General features: G+C 71.9%; 18 protein-coding genes. 10 read left to right on the plus strand and 8 right to left on the minus strand.

The features are described 5' to 3' along the window. Window positions 1-67: 67 nt before the first annotated feature. From G6038_RS06770 to mptB, 4 genes are read right to left on the minus strand one after another with little or no spacing between them, the layout of a single operon-like run. Entirely contained in the window at window positions 68-1,033 is a 966-nt protein-coding gene (locus tag G6038_RS06770) for a heme A synthase (protein WP_165036833.1), read from the minus strand. Window positions 1,034-1,087: 54 nt separating this feature from the next. Next, window positions 1,088-1,885, minus strand: coding sequence for an ABC transporter permease (locus G6038_RS06775; RefSeq protein ID WP_165036835.1), 798 nt, complete (start codon window positions 1,883-1,885; stop codon window positions 1,088-1,090). Continuing rightward, window positions 1,882-2,826 carry an ABC transporter ATP-binding protein gene (locus G6038_RS06780; protein WP_165036837.1) on the minus strand — a complete coding sequence of 315 codons (945 nt, stop codon included), beginning with the start codon at window positions 2,824-2,826 and terminating at the stop codon, window positions 1,882-1,884. The genes G6038_RS06775 and G6038_RS06780 overlap by 4 nt, the downstream gene beginning before the upstream one ends. Further along, window positions 2,823-4,490: a polyprenol phosphomannose-dependent alpha 1,6 mannosyltransferase MptB gene (gene mptB / locus G6038_RS06785; protein WP_230304555.1), complete on the minus strand. Its 1,668-nt coding sequence runs from the start codon at window positions 4,488-4,490 to the stop codon at window positions 2,823-2,825. The genes G6038_RS06780 and mptB overlap by 4 nt, the downstream gene beginning before the upstream one ends. 175 nt (window positions 4,491-4,665) lie before the next feature. Between mptB and G6038_RS06790 the strand changes: the two genes are divergently transcribed. The 8 genes from G6038_RS06790 to G6038_RS06825 all read left to right on the plus strand — a co-directional run bounded on the left by G6038_RS06790 (window position 4,666) and on the right by G6038_RS06825 (window position 11,717). Continuing rightward, the gene (locus tag G6038_RS06790; RefSeq protein WP_346772757.1) at window positions 4,666-5,409 is read left to right on the plus strand and encodes a metalloregulator ArsR/SmtB family transcription factor; all 744 of its coding nucleotides are present in this window, start codon (window positions 4,666-4,668) and stop codon (window positions 5,407-5,409) included. Between the two features lie 89 nt (window positions 5,410-5,498). Next, complete coding sequence (gene sufB / locus G6038_RS06795; RefSeq protein ID WP_006939262.1) at window positions 5,499-6,944, plus strand: Fe-S cluster assembly protein SufB; 1,446 nt, start codon at window positions 5,499-5,501, stop codon at window positions 6,942-6,944. Continuing rightward, window positions 6,945-8,180, plus strand: coding sequence for a Fe-S cluster assembly protein SufD (gene sufD, locus G6038_RS06800; RefSeq protein WP_165036843.1), 1,236 nt, complete (start codon window positions 6,945-6,947; stop codon window positions 8,178-8,180). A 43-nt stretch (window positions 8,181-8,223) separates the two neighbouring features. Continuing rightward, window positions 8,224-9,024 carry a Fe-S cluster assembly ATPase SufC gene (gene sufC, locus G6038_RS06805; RefSeq protein WP_165036845.1) on the plus strand — a complete coding sequence of 267 codons (801 nt, stop codon included), beginning with the start codon at window positions 8,224-8,226 and terminating at the stop codon, window positions 9,022-9,024. A gap of 14 nt (window positions 9,025-9,038) precedes the next feature. Continuing rightward, entirely contained in the window at window positions 9,039-10,292 is a 1,254-nt protein-coding gene (locus G6038_RS06810; RefSeq protein WP_165036847.1) for a cysteine desulfurase, read from the plus strand. Then, window positions 10,292-10,852, plus strand: a complete 561-nt coding sequence (sufU, locus tag G6038_RS06815; RefSeq protein ID WP_165036849.1) for a Fe-S cluster assembly sulfur transfer protein SufU — start codon at window positions 10,292-10,294, stop codon at window positions 10,850-10,852. The genes G6038_RS06810 and sufU overlap by 1 nt, the downstream gene beginning before the upstream one ends. After that, on the plus strand, window positions 10,852-11,232 hold the full coding sequence (locus tag G6038_RS06820) for a metal-sulfur cluster assembly factor (protein WP_165036851.1): 381 nt from the start codon (window positions 10,852-10,854) through the stop codon (window positions 11,230-11,232). The genes sufU and G6038_RS06820 overlap by 1 nt, the downstream gene beginning before the upstream one ends. A 92-nt stretch (window positions 11,233-11,324) precedes the next feature. After that, window positions 11,325-11,717, plus strand: coding sequence for a MarR family transcriptional regulator (locus tag G6038_RS06825; RefSeq protein ID WP_165036951.1), 393 nt, complete (start codon window positions 11,325-11,327; stop codon window positions 11,715-11,717). 63 nt (window positions 11,718-11,780) lie between these two features. On the opposite strand, the gene G6038_RS06830 is transcribed toward G6038_RS06825, so the two are convergent. Genes G6038_RS06830 through G6038_RS06840 form a run of 3 tightly spaced genes read right to left on the minus strand, consistent with a single transcriptional unit; the run spans window position 11,781 to window position 14,712 of the window. Next, window positions 11,781-12,758: a Ku protein gene (locus G6038_RS06830; protein ID WP_165036853.1), complete on the minus strand. Its 978-nt coding sequence runs from the start codon at window positions 12,756-12,758 to the stop codon at window positions 11,781-11,783. A gap of 52 nt (window positions 12,759-12,810) precedes the next feature. After that, the gene (locus G6038_RS06835; RefSeq protein WP_165036855.1) at window positions 12,811-13,920 is read right to left on the minus strand and encodes a lycopene cyclase family protein; all 1,110 of its coding nucleotides are present in this window, start codon (window positions 13,918-13,920) and stop codon (window positions 12,811-12,813) included. 3 nt (window positions 13,921-13,923) lie between these two features. Further along, window positions 13,924-14,712, minus strand: a complete 789-nt coding sequence (locus G6038_RS06840; protein ID WP_165036857.1) for an SDR family oxidoreductase — start codon at window positions 14,710-14,712, stop codon at window positions 13,924-13,926. A gap of 125 nt (window positions 14,713-14,837) precedes the next feature. Here G6038_RS06840 and G6038_RS06845 point away from each other — a divergent pair, with 125 nt between their 5' ends. Both G6038_RS06845 and G6038_RS06850 read left to right on the plus strand, forming a co-directional pair. Continuing rightward, window positions 14,838-16,466 (plus strand): ABC-F family ATP-binding cassette domain-containing protein, encoded by a 1,629-nt coding sequence (locus G6038_RS06845; protein ID WP_006939277.1) that lies wholly within the window; start codon window positions 14,838-14,840, stop codon window positions 16,464-16,466. Between the two features lie 154 nt (window positions 16,467-16,620). Then, window positions 16,621-16,866 (plus strand): helix-turn-helix domain-containing protein, encoded by a 246-nt coding sequence (locus tag G6038_RS06850; RefSeq protein ID WP_165036859.1) that lies wholly within the window; start codon window positions 16,621-16,623, stop codon window positions 16,864-16,866. A 5-nt stretch (window positions 16,867-16,871) separates the two neighbouring features. Here the strand turns inward: G6038_RS06850 and G6038_RS06855 are convergent, their stop codons facing one another. Beyond that, entirely contained in the window at window positions 16,872-17,444 is a 573-nt protein-coding gene (locus tag G6038_RS06855; protein ID WP_165036861.1) for a TetR/AcrR family transcriptional regulator, read from the minus strand. Window positions 17,445-17,474 lie beyond the last annotated feature (30 nt).

Consider the following 17,474-nt stretch of genomic DNA (forward strand, 5'->3'; position numbering starts at 1 on the left):
ACGGCTCCGGGGGCCGCCCACCACGGGCGGCCCCCGGAGCTGTTTCTCCGTATCGCGTGCGCCGGCGTCAGACGGTGACCGGTTCGCGGGCCGGTTCGGTGGTGCGGACCCGCCCGGCCGCCCACACCGCCGCCGTGGCGGCCGTGCACAGCCCGGCACCGGCGACGTGCACGGCGACGAGTGCGGCGGGCACGTCGGTGAAGTACTGCACGACCCCGACGAGGGCCTGGGCGACGACGAGGGCGAGCAGCACGTGCAGGCGCTTCTTTACCGGGTGGGGGGCGGCGACGGCGTACAACGCGAAGGCCAGGCCGACGAGCAGACCGAGATATCCGACGAGCAGCTCGGCATGCAGGTGCACCAGCGACTCGATGTCCATCTCGAGGCGCGGCACCGGCCTGTCGGCGCTCTTGTCACCGGCGTGCGGGCCGGCGCCGGTGACCATCGTGCCGGCGACGAGCACCCCGGCGAGCAGCGCGGCGGACAGGGCGGTGAGGGTCCGCAGCGGGCCGGGGATCGTCTCCACGACCACCCCGTCGTCGGGCTCGCCGACCTTCGCGTACAGCAGCACCGCGAGCCACACCATCAGCATCGAGGCCAGCAGGTGCACCGCCACGGTCCACCAGGCCAGACCGGCGAGCACGGTGATGCCGCCGATGACGGCCTGCAGGACGGTGCCGGCGGGCATCAGCCAGGCATAGGCGAGGACCTCGCGGCGGCGCCGGGCGCGGGTCACGGCCAGCACGACCGCCGCGGCCGAGGCGACAACGACGAAGGTCAGCAGCCGGTTGCCGAACTCGACGACCTGGTGCAGGGTGGCGACCTCCTCGGAGACGCCGACGGGCACGAAGCTGCCCGGGAAGCACTGCGGCCAGGTGGGGCACCCCAGGCCGGACGCGGTCACGCGGACGATCGACCCGGTCACGGCGATGCCGCCCTGGGTGAGGATCGCGATCAGCGCGAGCAGCCGCTGGGTCCGCAGGGACGGCAGGGGCAGACGGTCGACAAGGCTCAGAAAGCCGCGATACAGCACATGACGATGGTACGGGCCGATCCACTACAGGCTGTAGTGGGGTGGTGTGACGGGTCAGACGAAGCGGAACAGCCGGCTCGCCAGGAAACCGCCGACGGCCGCCCACGCGCCGAGGATCGCCACGGCCAGCCAGTCGATGCCGCCGCGCAGCGCGTCGTCGAGGGCGAGGGCGAGCGCCCCCGACGGGACCAGGCGGGCCACGTGCACCACCGCATCGGGCAGGCCGTCGCCGGCGAGGACGACGCTGCCGATGCCGAGCAGCACGAACCAGATGATGTTGGCCAGGGCCAGCACGATCTCGGCGCGCAGCGTGCCACCGAGCAGCAGGCCCAGGGTCGCGAACGTCACGGTGCCCAGCGCGATGACCACGGCCCCGAGGAGCAGCCCGACCGGCTCGGGGCGCCAGCCGAGGGCGAGGCCGATGCCGCCCAGCAGAATCGATTGCAGCGCGACGACGAGCGCGACCGCGCCGCTCTTGCCTGCGATGATGCCCCACTTCGGCAGGGCGGTGGCGCCGAGTCTTTTCAATGCACCGTATCTGCGGTCGAATCCGACCGCGATGGCCTGTCCGGTGAATGCCGTGGACATCACCGCGACCGTCATGACGGCCGGCAGGACCCGGTCGACCCGGGTGGCGCCCAGGTCGCCGATCGGAAGCAGGGTGAGCCCGATGAGCAGGGTGATCGGGATGAACATCGTCAGCAGCAGCTGCTCGCCGTTGCGCAGCAGCAGCAGCAGTTCCATGCGGGTCTGCGCGGCGAGCATCGCCGCCGGGGCGTTCGGCCGGGGCCGCGGGCTGAACGTGCCGGGGGCGAACCGGTTGGCCGCCAGCCGCTCGTGCGACATGCTCATCCTCGGATCTCCCGTCCGGTCAGGTCCAGGAACACGTCCTCGAGGCTGCGCTGGTCCACCCGGATCTCGCTGGCCAGGACGCCCTGGTCCGCGCACCACGACGCGGCCACCGCGACGACCTGCGGATCGATGGGGCCCTCCACCAGGTACCGGCCGGGACCGGCCTCGCGCACCCGGAACGTGTCCGGCAGGGCGGCGCGCAGGGCAGCGAGATCCAGACCCGCGGCGGCGGTGAGCCACAACTGACCCTCCGCACCGGTGCGGGCGACCTCGGCGGGGGTGCCGGCGGCCACGATCCGGCCGTGATCGATGATGACGACCTCGTCGGCGAGCTCCTCCGCCTCGTCCATCAGGTGCGTGGTGAGCAGCACCGCGACCCCGTCGCGCCGCAGAGCGTCGATCAGCTCCCAGACCAGCAACCGCGCCTGCGCGTCCAGACCCGCGGTGGGCTCGTCGAGGAAGACGAGTTCCGGCCGGCCGACGAGCGCGCACGCCAGCGCGAGCCGCTGCTGCTGCCCGCCGGACAGCCGCCGGTACGGGGTGCGGCGGGCCTCCTCGAGCCCGAGGCTGCGCAGCAACCAGGCCGGATCCAGCGGATCCGCGGAATAGGCAGCCACCAGATCGAGCATCTCCCCGGCCTTGGACCCCGGGTAGGCGCCGCCGCCCTGCAGCATGACCCCGATCCGGGGGCGCAGGGCCTCGGAGTCGGCGATCGGGTCGAGCCCGAGGACGCGCACCGTGCCGGACTGGGGTGCGACGAAGCCCTCGCACATCTCCACGGTGGTGGTCTTGCCGGCACCGTTGGGGCCGAGCAGCGCGAGTACCTGGGCGCGTTCGACGGTCAGGTCGAGGCCGTCGACCGCGGTGAGGTCGCCGAATCGCTTGACGACGCCCTCCAGGCGTACGGCGGGTGGCGCAGCGCCGGGGGATCTCGAGGTCACGAGGTTCCAGCGTAGGCGCCGGGCGAATCCGCGGGACGCGGTGGTGCGTCCTCCTCGTCGCGCCAGGGCAGTCGGTTGCGGGTGGCGAAGATGGCCAGGCCCACGACGACGACCGTCGCGATGGCCGCCTGGACGATGATGAACGGCTGGTACTCGCCGCCGTTGGGCATCAGGATCACGCTCACCAGCGACGAGAACGCCACCGTGGGGAGCCGGAAGATCGGCCGGGTGGCCCACGCCGCGAGGGGGATCACCGCCCACAGCAGGTACCACGGCTGCACCACCGGGAACAGCAGCACGATCGCGCCGAGGGACACCCCGAGCGCGCCGACGGGATGCAGCCGGCCGGTGAGCACCGCCAACATCATCCGCACCGTCACCAGCGCCGCGATCAGCGCGGCGACGGGCCGGGTGAGCGACAGGATCGCGGTCGTGTGGTCGCCGAGCCCGAGCAGCACCCCGGCCAGGCCGGTGCCCAGGCCGAGCAGCGTCGGGATGGACATCCAGCTGCGCACCTCGGTCGCGGTGCCGAGCGTCTGGGTCCAGCCGAAGCCGAGGCCGCTGCCCCAGCTGACCGCGCCCACGACGACGGCGGCGACCACGGCGAGCAGCGCGGCGGCGGCGGCCACGGCGCGCAGGGTGCCGCCCCAGCGGTGCGCGAGCGCCATTCCGACGAAGCCGAGGGCGAGCAGCGACGGAACCTTCACCATCGACGACAACGCGATCACGGCGGAACCGGCCAGCAGCCAGGCGAGCGCCCGGCCGCGCAGCGGCCCCGCCGGATCGGGGGTGTGGATGCCGCGCAGCGCCAGCTCGAGGCCGGCGAGCATGAGACCGAGCATCAGGGCCTCGTTGTGGATGCCGGCGACGAGGTGGAACAGCAGCAGCGGGTTGGCCGCGCCGAGCCACAGGGCGCTGACGGAGGCGACACCGCAGCGGCGCGCGAGCCGCGGCAGCGCCCACACGATCAGCGCCACCCCGGCGAGCGCGGAGACACGGTGCAGGAAGACCCCGGCGACGATGTTCTCGCCGGTCAGGTCGGTGATGCGCTGCCCCAGCCACAGGATCGCCGGCCCGTACGGCGCGGGGGTGTCACGCCAGATGTTGGGCACGGTACGGGTCAGGACGTGGTCGACGCCCAGGGCGCCGGCCGGGCCGATCCCGTACGGGTCGAGTCCGCGGGCGGCGATCTCGCTCTGCGCGAGATACGAGTACACATCCTTGCTGAACATCGGGGGTGCCACGATCAACGGCAGGATCCACAGCAGCAGCGTGCGGTCGAGCTGGGAGCGGGTGAGCCGGCGGGGCACCCCGTCCGGGTCGCGGCGGCCGATCGCGAAGCGGCCGAGCAGCAGCCACGCGAGGACCACCAGCACGGTGCCGGTCATGGTGAGGGTCAGTGCGGCGCTCGGCATGCGTGCGGGCAGCCCGAGCAGGCGCAGGCCCTGGACGGGATTCTGCAGCACCGGCTGCGCACCGGCGCCGAGCGCGCCGACCGCCATGAGCACGGTGCCCGTCGCGCCGAACAACCGTATCCGGTGCAGCTGGGTGGTCTCGGTGGCGTCGAGGCCGCGGCCCTCGAGTTCGTCGCCGTGCAGGATCGCGGCCACGGCCGGGTCGCCGCCGCGACCGTCGAGTCCGAGGGCGCGGCGGCCGAGTTCCACGGCACGGGCTCCGAGGTCCGCGGCGCGGCGGCTCGGCGCCGGGCCGGTGGGGTCGGGTTCCACGGTGGACGACGGCACCCGAGCAGCGTAGCGGGGCCGGGAACCGGCGCCCCGCCGCCAGTTAGATAGGGCACCCTTTGTAGACCGGCCCGGGGAATTCCGTCACACTGGTGTTGTGAAAACGACGTCCGCTGCCCCGGTGCATGAGGAACGCGCAGGTCACACGCCTGTCGCCGCGTTCCCGGTCACCCAGGCGCCGGGCACGCACGAGGGTCAGACCCGGGCGGCGGTGGTGCAGCTGCTGCTCGAGGAGGGGCCGATCACGGCCACCGAGATCGGTGCCCGGCTCGGCCTGAGCGCCGCCGGGGTGCGCCGCCACCTCGACGCCCTCATCGACACCGGCGAGGCCCAGGCTGCTCCGCCGCCGCGGCGGGAACGCCGGGGACGGGGACGGCCGGCGCGCCGATTCCAGCTCACCGCGGTGGGCCGGGCCCGGCTGGGACACTCCTACGACGACCTCGCCAGCGCTGCGATGCGGCACCTGCGGGAGGTCGGCGGCGAGGCCGCCGTCGAGGACTTCGCCCGGCGGCGCGTGCAGTCCATCCTCGGCGGGGTCACGCCCGCGGAGTCCGGGAGCGCCACCGAGATCGAAGCCACCGCCGAGGACATCGCGGCGGCGTTCACCGACGCGGGGTTCGCGGCGTCGACCCGGCGGGTGGGCACCGGCGTGCAGATCTGCCAGCACCACTGCCCCGTCTCGCACGTGGCCGAGCAGTTCCCGGAGCTGTGCGAGGCCGAACGGGAGGCGTTCACCGAGCTCCTGGGCACCCACGTGCAGCGGCTGGCGACCATCGCCAACGGTGACAGCTTCTGCACCACGCACGTCCCGGTGCTGCCGCCGGACATCGGAAAAACCTGAGCACGACCCGCTTCCCCCGACAGAGCAACACGTTGTCCGCCGGCGATCAGCCCTCGCCGGCACCGAACAAGACTCCGGAAGGAGCTCACATGACCGTCACATCGGATCAGGCGTCGGCCGGCGCGCCGCTGACACAGGAGGAGACCATCGCGTCCCTCGGTCACTACGGCTACGGCTGGTCGGATTCCGACGCCGCTGGCGCCACGGCCCAGCGAGGGCTGTCCGAGGCGGTCGTGCGCGACATCTCCGCGAAGAAGGACGAACCCGAGTGGATGCTCGACATCCGCCTCAAGGCGCTGCGCACCTTCGAGAAGAAGCCGATGCCGGTGTGGGGCTCGAACCTGGAGGGCATCGACTTCGACAACATCAAGTACTTCGTGCGCTCCACCGAGAAGCAGGCCGCGAGCTGGGAAGAGCTGCCCGAGGACATCAAGAACACCTACGACCGGCTCGGCATCCCCGAGGCGGAGAAGCAGCGCCTCGTCGCCGGTGTCGCCGCGCAGTACGAGTCGGAGGTGGTCTACCACCAGATCCGTGAGGATCTCGAGTCCCAGGGCGTGATCTTCCTCGACACCGACACCGGCCTGCGCGAGCACCCGGAGATCTTCAAGGAGTACTTCGGGTCGGTCATCCCGGCCGGCGACAACAAGTTCTCCGCGCTGAACACCGCCGTGTGGTCGGGCGGCTCGTTCATCTACGTCCCGCCCGGCGTGCACGTCGACATCCCGCTCCAGGCCTACTTCCGGATCAACACCGAGAACATGGGCCAGTTCGAGCGGACCCTGATCATCGTCGACGAGGGCGCCTCCGTGCACTACGTCGAGGGCTGCACCGCACCGATCTACAAGTCGGACTCGCTGCACTCGGCGGTGGTGGAGATCATCGTCAAGAAGGGCGGGCACTGCCGCTACACGACCATCCAGAACTGGTCGAACAACGTCTACAACCTCGTCACCAAGCGCACCAAGGTCGAGGCCGGCGGCTCGATGGAGTGGATCGACGGCAACATCGGCTCCAAGGTCACCATGAAATACCCGGCCGTGTGGATGATGGGTGAGCACGCCCGTGGCGAGGTGCTGTCCGTGGCGTTCGCCGGCGAGGGCCAGCACCAGGACACCGGCGCGAAGATGCTGCACCTGGCGCCGCACACCTCCTCGACCATCGTGTCGAAGTCGGTGGCCCGCGGCGGCGGTCGCGCCTCCTACCGCGGCCTGGTCCAGGTCAACAAGGGCGCCCACGGGTCGAAGTCGACCGTCAAGTGTGATGCGCTGCTCGTCGACCAGATCTCCCGCTCGGACACCTACCCGTACGTCGACATCCGTGAGGACGACGTGACGATGGGCCACGAGGCGACCGTCTCCAAGGTCTCCGACGACCAGCTGTTCTACCTGATGAGCCGCGGACTGACCGAGGACGAGGCGATGGCGATGGTGGTGCGCGGCTTCGTCGAGCCCATCGCCAAGGAACTGCCGATGGAGTACGCGCTCGAGCTCAACCGCCTGATCGAACTGCAGATGGAAGGGGCAGTCGGCTAAATGACTGCGGAAGCGAAGAACACCCCCACCGCCACCGGGGTGCAGGGAGCCGCGCGCTCGGAGAACGCCGCCGGGCCCGCGATCAAGACCGCCCGCGGGCCGGCCGTCAACAAGGGGGAGGTCTTCACGTCGTTCGACGTGAACGCCTTCGAGATCCCCTCCGGTCGCGACGAGGCCTGGCGGTTCACCCCGCTGCGCCGGCTGCGGGGCCTGCACGACGGCACCGCGGTCGCCGACGGCGCCACCACCGTCGAGGTCACCCCCGTCGAGGGGGTGCAGGTCGAGACCGTGGGCCGCGACGACGCCCGCCTCGGCCGGGGCGGCGTGCCGGCCGACCGTGTCGCCGCCCAGGCCTACTCGGGCTTCACCACCGCCACCGTCGTCACCGTCGGCCGCGAGGTCGAGGTCACCGAGCCGGTCACGATCACCGTCACCGGCCCCGGGGAGGGCAAGGTCGCGTTCGGGCACCTGCAGGTGCGGCTCGAGCCGTTCGCGTCGGTCACCGTCGTCCTCGACCAGCGCGGATCCGGCACCTACGCCGAGAACGTCGAGTTCGTCCTCGGCGACAGCTCGCGCCTGAATATCGTCGCCATCCAGGACTGGGCCGACGACGCGGTACATGTGACGGCCCACCACGCCCGCCTCGGCCGCGACGCCGTGCTGCGGCACTTCACCGTCGGCCTCGGCGGTGACCTCGTGCGCGTGTCGCCGACCGTCCGGTACGACGCGCCCGGTGGCGACGCCGAAATGCTCGGTCTGTACTTCGCCGACGCCGGGCAGCACCTCGAGCAGCGCCTGCTCGTGGACCACGCGCAGCCGCACTGCAAGTCCAATGTGGTGTACAAGGGTGCGCTGCAGGGCGACCCGGGCTCCGGCAAGCCGGACGCGCACACCGTGTGGATCGGGGACGTGCTCATCCGCGCCGAGGCCGAGGGCACCGACACCTTCGAGCTGAACCGCAACCTGGTGCTCACCGACGGTGCCCGCGCCGACTCGGTGCCCAACCTCGAGATCGAGACCGGCGAGATCGTCGGCGCCGGTCACGCCAGCGCCACCGGCCGGTTCGACGACGAGCAGCTGTTCTACCTGCGGGCCCGCGGCATCTCCGAGGAGCAGGCGCGCCGCCTGGTGGTCCGCGGGTTCTTCCACGAACTCGTCGAGAAGATCACCGTGCCCGCCGTCCGAGAGCGGCTCGAGGCCGCCATCGAGGCCGAGCTCGCCGCCGTCGGCGCCTGACCCCCACCCGTTCTCCCATATTCGCGAAGGAACCGTTACCGACATGTCCCCCGAGCAGAACGTCCTCGAGATCAAGGACCTGCACGTCCGCGTCGCCCAGACCGACGACAACGCCGAGCCGATCAACATCCTCAAGGGCGTGAACCTCACCGTCCGGTCCGGGGAGACGCACGCCATCATGGGCCCCAACGGGTCGGGCAAGTCCACCCTGTCGTACGCCATCGCCGGCCACCCCAAGTACGAGGTGACCTCCGGGTCGATCACCCTCAACGGCGAGGACGTGCTCGCGATGAGCGTGGACGAGCGGGCCCGTGCCGGCCTGTTCCTGGCCATGCAGTACCCCGTCGAGGTTCCGGGCGTGTCCATGTCGAACTTCCTGCGCACCGCCGCGACCGCGGTCCGCGGCGAGGCGCCGAAGCTGCGGCACTGGGTCAAGGAGGTCAAGTCGGCGATGACCGAACTCGACATCGACCCGGCGTTCGGCGACCGCTCCGTCAACGAGGGCTTCTCCGGCGGCGAGAAGAAGCGCCACGAGATCCTGCAGCTGGGCCTGCTCGCGCCGAAGATCGCCATCCTCGACGAGACCGACTCCGGCCTCGACGTCGATGCCCTGCGCGTGGTGTCCGAGGGCGTCAACCGCTACCAGGAACGCGAGCACGGCGGCGTGCTGCTGATCACCCACTACACCCGCATCCTGCGCTACATCAAGCCGCAGTTCGTGCACGTGTTCGTCGGCGGCCGCGTCGTCGAGTCCGGTGGCCCGGAGCTGGCCGAGGAACTCGAGACCCACGGTTACGTGCGCTTCACCCAGGCCGCCGCCGCGGCCGCGGGTGCCGACAAGTAAGGAGCAGTGAGCCGATGACGGTGCAGGTGCCCACGGTGGACGTCGCCCGGATCCGGGCCGACTTCCCGATCCTCGGGCGCACGGTGCGCGACGGAAAGCCCCTGGTCTACCTCGACTCCGGGGCCACCTCGCAGCGCCCGACGCAGGTCCTCGACGCCGAACGCGCGTTCCTGACCACCTGCAACGCGGCCGTGCACCGGGGAGCGCACGAGCTGTCCGAGGAGGCCACCGACGCCTACGAGGGCGCCCGCGCCGTGATCGCCGACTTCGTCGGCGCGGACTCCGACGAGCTGGTGTTCACCAAGAACGCCACCGAATCGCTCAACCTCGTCGCCTACGCCTTCGCCGACGCCCGGTTCCCGCGGCGCCTCGGGCCCGGCGACGAGATCGTCGTCACCGAACTCGAGCACCACGCCAACCTGGTGCCCTGGCAGGAACTCGCCCGCCGCACCGGCGCGACGCTGCGCTGGTTCGGCGTGACCGACGAGGGCCGCATCGACGTCGACTCCCTCGAACTCACCGACCGGGTCAAGGTCGTCGCCTTCACCCACCAGTCCAACGTCACCGGGGCCGTGGCGCCGGTCGAGGAGCTGGTACGGCGCGCGAAGGCCGTCGACGCGATCGTCGTGCTCGACGCCTGCCAGTCCGTGCCGCACATGAGCGTGGACTTCCACGCGCTCGGTGTCGACTTCGCCGCGTTCTCCGGCCACAAGATGCTCGGCCCCTCCGGCGTCGGCGTCCTCTACGGCCGCCGTGAGCTGCTCGCCGACGTGCCGCCGTTCATCACCGGCGGCTCGATGATCGAGACCGTCACCATGGAGGCATCGACGTTCGCGCCGCCGCCGCAGCGCTTCGAGGCCGGCTCGCCGATGTCGTCGCAGGCCGTCGGTCTCGGGGCCGCGGTGCGGTACCTGCAGCAGATCGGGATGGACGCCGTCGCCGCGCACGAGCACGAGCTCACCGCGGCGGCCCTCGCCGAACTCGCCGGCATCGACGGTGTGCGGATCGTCGGCCCCACCACGGCCGAGCAGCGCGGCGGGGCCGTGTCGTTCGTCGTCGACGGCATCCATGCGCACGATCTCGGACAGATCCTCGACGACGAGGGCGTCGAGATCCGCGTCGGCCACCACTGCGCGTGGCCGCTGCACCGCCGCTTCGGGGTCGCGGCGACCGCCCGCGCCTCCTTCGCCGTGTACAACACGCTCGACGAGGTGGCCGCGCTCGGCGCGGCGATCCGCCGGGCCCAGGACTTCTTCGGAGCGCGCTGATGCGGATGGAGCAGATGTACCAGGAGGTCATCCTGGACCACTACAAGCACCCGCACCACCGGGGTCTGCGCGAGCCCTACGGCGCGGAGGTGCACCACGTGAACCCCACGTGCGGCGACGAGGTGACGCTGCGGGTGCATCTCGCCGACGACGGCACCGTCGCGGACGTCTCCTACGACGGGCAGGGCTGCTCGATCAGCCAGGCGTCCACCTCGGTGCTCACCGACCAGGTGATCGGGGAGCCGCTGGACCGCGCCCTGGCCACCGTCGACGCGTTCGCGGAGATGGTCGGCAGCCGCGGAGCCGTCGAGGGCGACGAGGACGTACTCGGGGACGGCATCGCCTTCGTCGGCGTCTCGAAGTACCCGGCGCGCGTGAAGTGCGCGCTGCTGGGCTGGATGGCCTTCAAGGACGCCGTCGTGCAGATCGCCGACGGCACCGCCGTCGGAGACGGCACCCTTAGCACCGCTGTCGGAGACGGCACTCCCAGCACCCCCAGCACCGCTGTCGGAGACAGCATCCCCAGGACCGCACCCGTAGCCAGCGGAGGACAGAACTGATGACCGAACCCGTGACCCCGGCGGACGAGACCACCGCCGCAGCCCCGGACGCGGCCCCCGCCCTCGACCCCGAGCGGTTCGAGGAGCTCGAGGAGGCGATGCGTGACGTCGTCGATCCCGAGCTCGGAATCAACGTCGTCGACCTGGGCCTGGTCTACGGCATCACCGAGGACGACGAGGCCGTCACCATCGACATGACGCTCACGTCGGCGGCCTGCCCGCTCACCGATGTGATCGAGGACCAGTCCCGCAACGCTCTCGTCCGCAGCGGCCTGTGCGACGAGCTGCGCATCAACTGGGTGTGGATGCCGCCGTGGGGACCGGACAAGATCACCGAGGACGGTCGCGAGCAGCTGCGCGCGCTCGGCTTCACCGTCTGACCCGGCAAGTGCCCCGGCACGGCTCCCCGGCGCCTCCGGATCCGGAGGCCGGCAGCTCCCCGGATCCGATCACCGCCCTCGAACACGAGTTCATGGCGCTGATGCGCCGCGGCCGGGAACAGATGGGGGAGCGGGCCCGCGCCGTCCACCCCCGGCTGGATCCGGCGTGCTACCCGCTGCTGGTGCTGCTCGGTCGCGCCGACGCGGTGGCGATGTCGGAGCTGCTCGCCGATCTCGCCATCGAGAAGTCGACGTTGACGCGGCGTATCGACGCCGCCGCTCGGCTCGGCCTGGTCGAGCGGACGACGGACCCGCAGGACGCGCGGGCGCGGCTCGTCGCGCTCACCCCGGAAGGCCGGGAGCGGTTGACCGCGCTGCAGCGCGAGCAGACGGCGCGGTGGCGTAGCCGGCTGTCCGCATGGGACCCGGCCGACGTCGAGCAGCTCACGGCGCTCCTGCGCCGCCTCGGCGACGGACTGGACTGAGATGCGGTGCCGGCCGCGGCCGGCACCCACCCGACACCTGAGGCCCCGGCCGGTGCCGAGGCCTCAGGCCCGCTTGCGCGCGGTAGACTTCTTCGCGGGGGCCTTCTCGGTGGTCTTCTTCGCCGCCGACTTCTTCGCGGCGGACTTCTCGGCCGCGCCCTTCCTCGCCGGCGCCTTCTTCGCGGCACTCTTCCTGGCGGGCGTCTTCTTCGCCGCCGAGCCCCGGGGGGGCGCGGCGGCGCCCGACTCGTCGCCGCCCGCGGCGGCGTCCACGCTGCGCTGCAGCGCAGCAACCAGGTCCAGCACCTCGGCGTCCTCGGCGGCGGGTTCCCCCGCCGGGGTCACCGGCAGCACCTTCTCGCCACCCCGGGCGATGATGTCGTCGATCAGCGACCGCAGCTCGACCTGATACTCGTCGGTGAACTCGTCCGGGCGGAAGTCGTCGGCCATCGACTCGACGAGCATCTCCGCCATCGCCAGTTCCTTCTGCTTCGGCGGCTCCGCGTCGTCGAGCACCGGGAACGACACCGCCCGCACCTCGTCCGGCCACAGCAGGGTCTGCAGCACGAGCACGCCGTCGCGGTTGCGCAGCGCCGCCAGCCGGGTGCGCTGCCGCAGCGTGAAGTGCACCAGTGCGGTGCGATCGGTCTGCGTGAGCGTCTCGGCCAGCAGCGTGTACGCCTTCGGCGACGACGAGTCCGGTTCGAGGTAGTACGACTTCTCGAACAGGATCGGGTCGATCTGCTCGGTCGGGACGAACTGCAGCACCGGGATCTCGTGTTTCTCCGCGACGGGCAGCTTGTCGAAGTCCTCTTCGGTGAGGACGACGCGCACGCCCTCGTCGGAGTCGTAGGCCTTGTCGATCTCGGCGTAGGGCACCGACTCGCCGCACTCGGTGCAGATCCGGTCGTACTTGATCCGCCCGCCGTCCTTCGCATGCACCTGGTGGAACCGGATGTCGTGGCTCTCCGTGGCCGAATACACCTTCACCGGCACGTTCACCAGCCCGAACGCGATGGAACCCTTCCAGATCGAACGCATGGTTCCATCATGATCGAGATCGGCGCCCGCCGCGCGGAACCGGGCGAACTCGTCACCACAGGGCGCGCAGCATCGCCCCGCGCAGGGCCGGCGAACCCGTCGCGAACATCCGGGTCATCGCCGCCACCGTCCCGCCGAGGTCGGTGCGGCCCGACAGGTAGGAACGCTGGCGTTCCGGTGGCAGCGTGAAGAACCCCGCGAAGAACGCCGGGGTCTGATCCGGGCGTAGTCCCAGCAGCACCCGCAGCCCCGAGGCACGCAACTGCGCGACCGCCCGCGCGGACGGGGACCACAATGCCGCCGTGGGGCTGCGGCCCCCGGCGAGCGCGTGCGCCACCGGATCGGCTGCCGCCAGCGACGCCGCCACCGCGTAGCCGGTGCCCGGGTGCATCAGCCCGCCGCGGGCGCCGAACCGGGCCACCCCGCGCGCCGACCCCGGCGGGGGTTGCACGGCGAACCGCACCCGCTCCACCGGCTCCGTCCCGGTCAGCGTGACCCCGCGTGCGGCGAGCCGTGCCTCGAGGCGGCGCCGCAGCTCGGCGAGCGGGATGGCGGGCCGCCCCACCAGGCAGGTCTCCTCCAGCAGCACCCGGCCGCCGCCGAGCGGCACCGCGTACAGGAACGACGGCGCATCCCCGGAACGGGTGCGGTTGTCGCGCCGCCAGTCCATGAACCATGCGGCGCGGCCCTCCAGCACGGGTGCGGCGGTAGCGGTGTCGACCGTCACGCCGAAGGCGGTCTGCTGGGCGCGGGAGCGGTCGGCGGGCACGCCGCGCGCGTCGATCACACTCCGGGTCCGCAGCACCGTGCCGTCCGCGAGGGTGACGCGATCCGGGGCCACGGCGTCCACGCGGGCGGCGCGTACCCGCGCCGGCTCCAGCCCCAGGCTTCGCTGCAGCGCAGATGCATCGAACACGCCGTAGGGGCGCTCGATCCGGTGTGGCCGCACCGTCCACGCCGCCGGCTCGTCCACCCGCGTCGCGAGCACCGAGGCGGGCAGCCACGCCGGCAGCTCGTCGAGCCACGCCGCATACGTCGCAGTCCACGGCCGATCCGGCTGCGGATCCACGGCCAGCACGTCGAGACCCGCGGCGGCCGCCCGGTGCGCCACCGCACGCCCCGCCGGCCCGAGCCCGACGACCACCACCTCCGCGTCGATCACTCGCTACATCGCTCCCGTCGCCAGCAGTCCACCGTCCACCCGCACAGTCTCCCCGGTGATCCACCCGGCCGCATCGGAGACCAGGAACGCGACCAGCGCGGCGACGTCCTCGGGTGTGCCGAGGCGGCCCATCGGGTATCGGGCGGCGGCGGTGTCCTCACCGCCGGCGACGAGCGCGGCCGCGAACCTCGTCTTCACCACCCCGGGCGCGACGGCGTTGACGCGCACGCCCGGCCCCAGCTGCCAGGCCAGTTCCTCGGTCAGCCGGATCAGCGCCGCCTTCGACGCCCCGTACGCGGCGATCACGCCGGTCGAGCGCAGGCCCGCCACGCTCGCGACGTTGACCACGGAGCCGCCGTGCTCGGCCATCCATGCGCGGTAGGCCTGCTGCACGAATCCCAGCGCGGCGACGACGTTGACGTCGAAGATCTTGCGGACGGCGTCCAGGTCGGCGTCCATCAGCGCCCCGTAGACGGGGTTGATGCCGGTGTTGTTGATCAGGATGTCGAGCCCGCCGAGTTCGGCGACGGTGCGGCGCACCGCCGCGGCGCGGGCGTCGGCGTCCCCGGCGTTCCCGGGCAGCTCGAGCACCTGCCCGCCGTGCCCGAGGGCACGCAGCTCGCCGGCGGCCTCGGCGAGCGGCTCGGCCTTGCGGGCCGTGAGGGCCACGTGCGCGCCGCGGGCGAGCAACGCCGCGGCGATCGCCTTGCCGATTCCGCGGCTCGCTCCGGTGACCAGCGCCGCGCGGCCCGTGAGGTCGGAACCGGGGGCGGTGTCGGGGGAAGTCGTCATGCCGGCGAACGTAGCGCATCTCACCCCGGCATTCCCGGGTGAACACGGTAAAATGAATGGTTCGTGCGCCTGCCCCTGCGGCATCATGGGCAGCCAATCCGAGTCGTCCCCGAGGAGCCTCACGCGTGATCACCGCCACCGATCTGGAAGTCCGCGCCGGCGTGCGGACGCTGCTCTCGGCGCCGGGGCCGGCGCTGCGGGTGCAGCCCGGCGACCGGATCGGGCTGGTCGGGCGCAACGGTGCCGGCAAGACCACCACCCTGCGCATCCTCGCGGGGGAGGGCGAGCCGTACGCGGGCGCGGTCGTCCGCTCCGGTGACCTCGGCTACCTGCCGCAGGATCCGCGCGAGGGCAACCTGGACGTCCTGGCCAAGGACCGCGTGCTCTCCGCCCGCGGCCTCGACGAGATCCTGCGCGCGATGGAGAAGCAGCAGGCCGTCATGGCCGAGGCCGTGGACGAGAACGTGCGGGACCGGGCGGTGCGCAAGTACGGGTCGCTCGAGGAACGCTTCTCGGCCCTCGGCGGGTACGAGGCCGAGTCCGAGGCCGCCCGGATCTGCACCAGTCTCGGACTGCCGGACCGGGTGCTGGGCCAGCCCCTGCGCACCCTGTCCGGTGGGCAGCGCCGCCGCGTCGAACTCGCCCGCATCCTGTTCGCCGCCTCCGACGGCTCCGGCAAGTCCACCACCACCCTGCTGCTCGACGAGCCCACCAACCACCTCGACGCCGACTCGATCACCTGGCTGCGCGGATTCCTGCAGAACCACGACGGCGGCCTGGTCGTCATCAGCCACGACGTGGACCTGCTCGCCGACGTCGTGAACAAGGTGTGGTTCCTCGACGCGGTGCGCGGCGAGGCCGACATCTACAACATGGGCTGGAAGAAGTACCTCGACGCGCGGGCCACCGACGAGGCGCGCCGTCGCCGCGAACGCGCCAATGCGGAGAAGAAGGCGTCCGCGCTGCGGCAGCAGGCGGCCAAGCTCGGCGCGAAGGCCACCAAGGCCGTCGCGGCGCAGAACATGGCCAAGCGCGCCGACAAGCTGCTCGCCGAGCTCGACGAGGTGCGGGTGGCCGACAAGGTGGCCAAGATCCGGTTCCCGGAGCCGGCCCCGTGTGGCAAGACCCCCCTCATGGCCGAGAGCCTGACGAAGGTGTACGGCTCGCTGGAGATCTTCACCGGCGTGGACCTGGCGATCGACCGGGGCAGCCGCGTCGTCGTGCTCGGTCTCAACGGTGCCGGCAAGACCACGCTGCTGCGCCTGCTCGCGGGGGTGGAGACCCCGGACGCGGGCCGGCTGGCGCCCGGACACGGCCTGAAGATCGGCTACTTCGCCCAGGAGCACGACACCCTCGACGACGACGCGACGGTGTGGGAGAACATCCGGCACGCGGCGCCGGACGCGGGGGAGCAGGACCTGCGGGGACTGCTCGGCGCGTTCATGTTCACCGGCCCGCAGCTCGACCAGCCGGCCGGGACGCTGTCCGGCGGCGAGAAGACCCGGCTGGCGCTGGCCGGACTGGTGTCCTCCGCGGCGAACGTGCTGCTGCTCGACGAGCCGACCAACAACCTGGATCCGGTCTCGCGGGAGCAGGTGCTCGACGCGTTGCGCAGCTACGCCGGTGCGGTCGTGCTGGTCACCCACGATCCCGGCGCGGCCGAGGCGCTCGACCCGGAGCGGGTGATCCTGCTGCCGGACGGCTCCGAGGACCACTGGTCGCAGGAGTACCTGGAGCTGATCCAGCTGGCGTGAGGACCGGCCCCGCGTGACCGTTCGCGGGAGTACCCGGGGCCGCTCTTGCCGGCCCGGGGTGCGGCCGCGGCCCGGACCTGCGCGATTCCTCCCGGCACCCCGCCCTGTCCACTAGCCTGGAAGCGGGGCCTTGCCGAGCCGACGGGAGGATCCGATGGCACGCAAATCCGAGCACGCCGGGAATGTACTGACCAAGGGCACACGGGTCACGGGGGAATCGCGTGACCGTCTCCAGGCGGAACTGAAACGCCGATACGAGGCCGGGGCGAGCATCCGGACGCTGGCGCAGGAGACGGGCCGTTCCTACGGTTTCGTGCACAACGTGCTCGTGGAGTCCCATGTGGCGCTGCGGGGCCGGGGCGGACCGAACCGGCGGAGCGCGGCGCGCGCCTCGACCTGAGCGGGTCAGCCGGCGGCGGTCCGTCGCACGGACTCCTCGACCAGGTCCAGTACCGCCGACAGTTCGCTGTCGGCGGTGCCCGAGGCGAGCCGCGCGATGAGGCCGTCGAGGACCAGGTCCAGGTAGCCGAGCACCACCTCGGTCGGCACGTCGTCGCGCAGCCGGCCGGCCTCGCGTTGCCGCTCGAGCCGGCCCACCGTCGCCTCGGTCAGCTCGGCGGAGTGCTGCGTCCACTTCTTCGCGAAGTCCGGGTCGGTGCGCAGGCGCCGGGTGATCTCCAGCCGGGTGCCCAGCCAGTCGAACTGCTCCGGTGAGGCGAGCATGTCCCGCATCACCTGCACGAGACCCTGCTCGGCGGCGACGTCGGCCATCCGCGCCGCATCCTCCTGGGCCAGCGCCAGGAACAGCCCGTCCTTGTCCTTGAAGTGATGGAAGATCGCGCCGCGGGACAGTCCCGTGGCGTCCTCGAGGCGGCGCACCGTGGCGCCGTCGTAGCCGAACTCGGCGAAGCACCGTCGCGCGCCGGCGAGGATCTGACTCCGGCGCGCGGCGAGGTGGTCCTCACTGACCTTGGGCACCGCGAACGTCCTTTCGGGGAAGAGACGGCG

The organism is Rhodococcus sp. 14C212, assembly GCF_011058195.1.
GTDB lineage: Bacteria > Actinomycetota > Actinomycetes > Mycobacteriales > Mycobacteriaceae > Rhodococcus > Rhodococcus aetherivorans.

Coding starts and splice junctions, on each gene's coding strand:
- G6038_RS06775 (WP_165036835.1), bottom strand. CDS start 1,885: ATGAGCATGTCGCACGAGCGGCTGGCGGCCAACCGGTTCGCCCCCGGC.
- sufB (WP_006939262.1), top strand. CDS start 5,499: ATGACCGTCACATCGGATCAGGCGTCGGCCGGCGCGCCGCTGACACAG.
- sufD (WP_165036843.1), top strand. CDS start 6,945: ATGACTGCGGAAGCGAAGAACACCCCCACCGCCACCGGGGTGCAGGGA.
- sufC (WP_165036845.1), top strand. CDS start 8,224: ATGTCCCCCGAGCAGAACGTCCTCGAGATCAAGGACCTGCACGTCCGC.
- G6038_RS06810 (WP_165036847.1), top strand. CDS start 9,039: ATGACGGTGCAGGTGCCCACGGTGGACGTCGCCCGGATCCGGGCCGAC.
- sufU (WP_165036849.1), top strand. CDS start 10,292: ATGCGGATGGAGCAGATGTACCAGGAGGTCATCCTGGACCACTACAAG.
- G6038_RS06820 (WP_165036851.1), top strand. CDS start 10,852: ATGACCGAACCCGTGACCCCGGCGGACGAGACCACCGCCGCAGCCCCG.
- G6038_RS06825 (WP_165036951.1), top strand. CDS start 11,325: ATGGCGCTGATGCGCCGCGGCCGGGAACAGATGGGGGAGCGGGCCCGC.
- G6038_RS06830 (WP_165036853.1), bottom strand. CDS start 12,758: ATGCGTTCGATCTGGAAGGGTTCCATCGCGTTCGGGCTGGTGAACGTG.
- G6038_RS06840 (WP_165036857.1), bottom strand. CDS start 14,712: ATGACGACTTCCCCCGACACCGCCCCCGGTTCCGACCTCACGGGCCGC.
- G6038_RS06850 (WP_165036859.1), top strand. CDS start 16,621: ATGGCACGCAAATCCGAGCACGCCGGGAATGTACTGACCAAGGGCACA.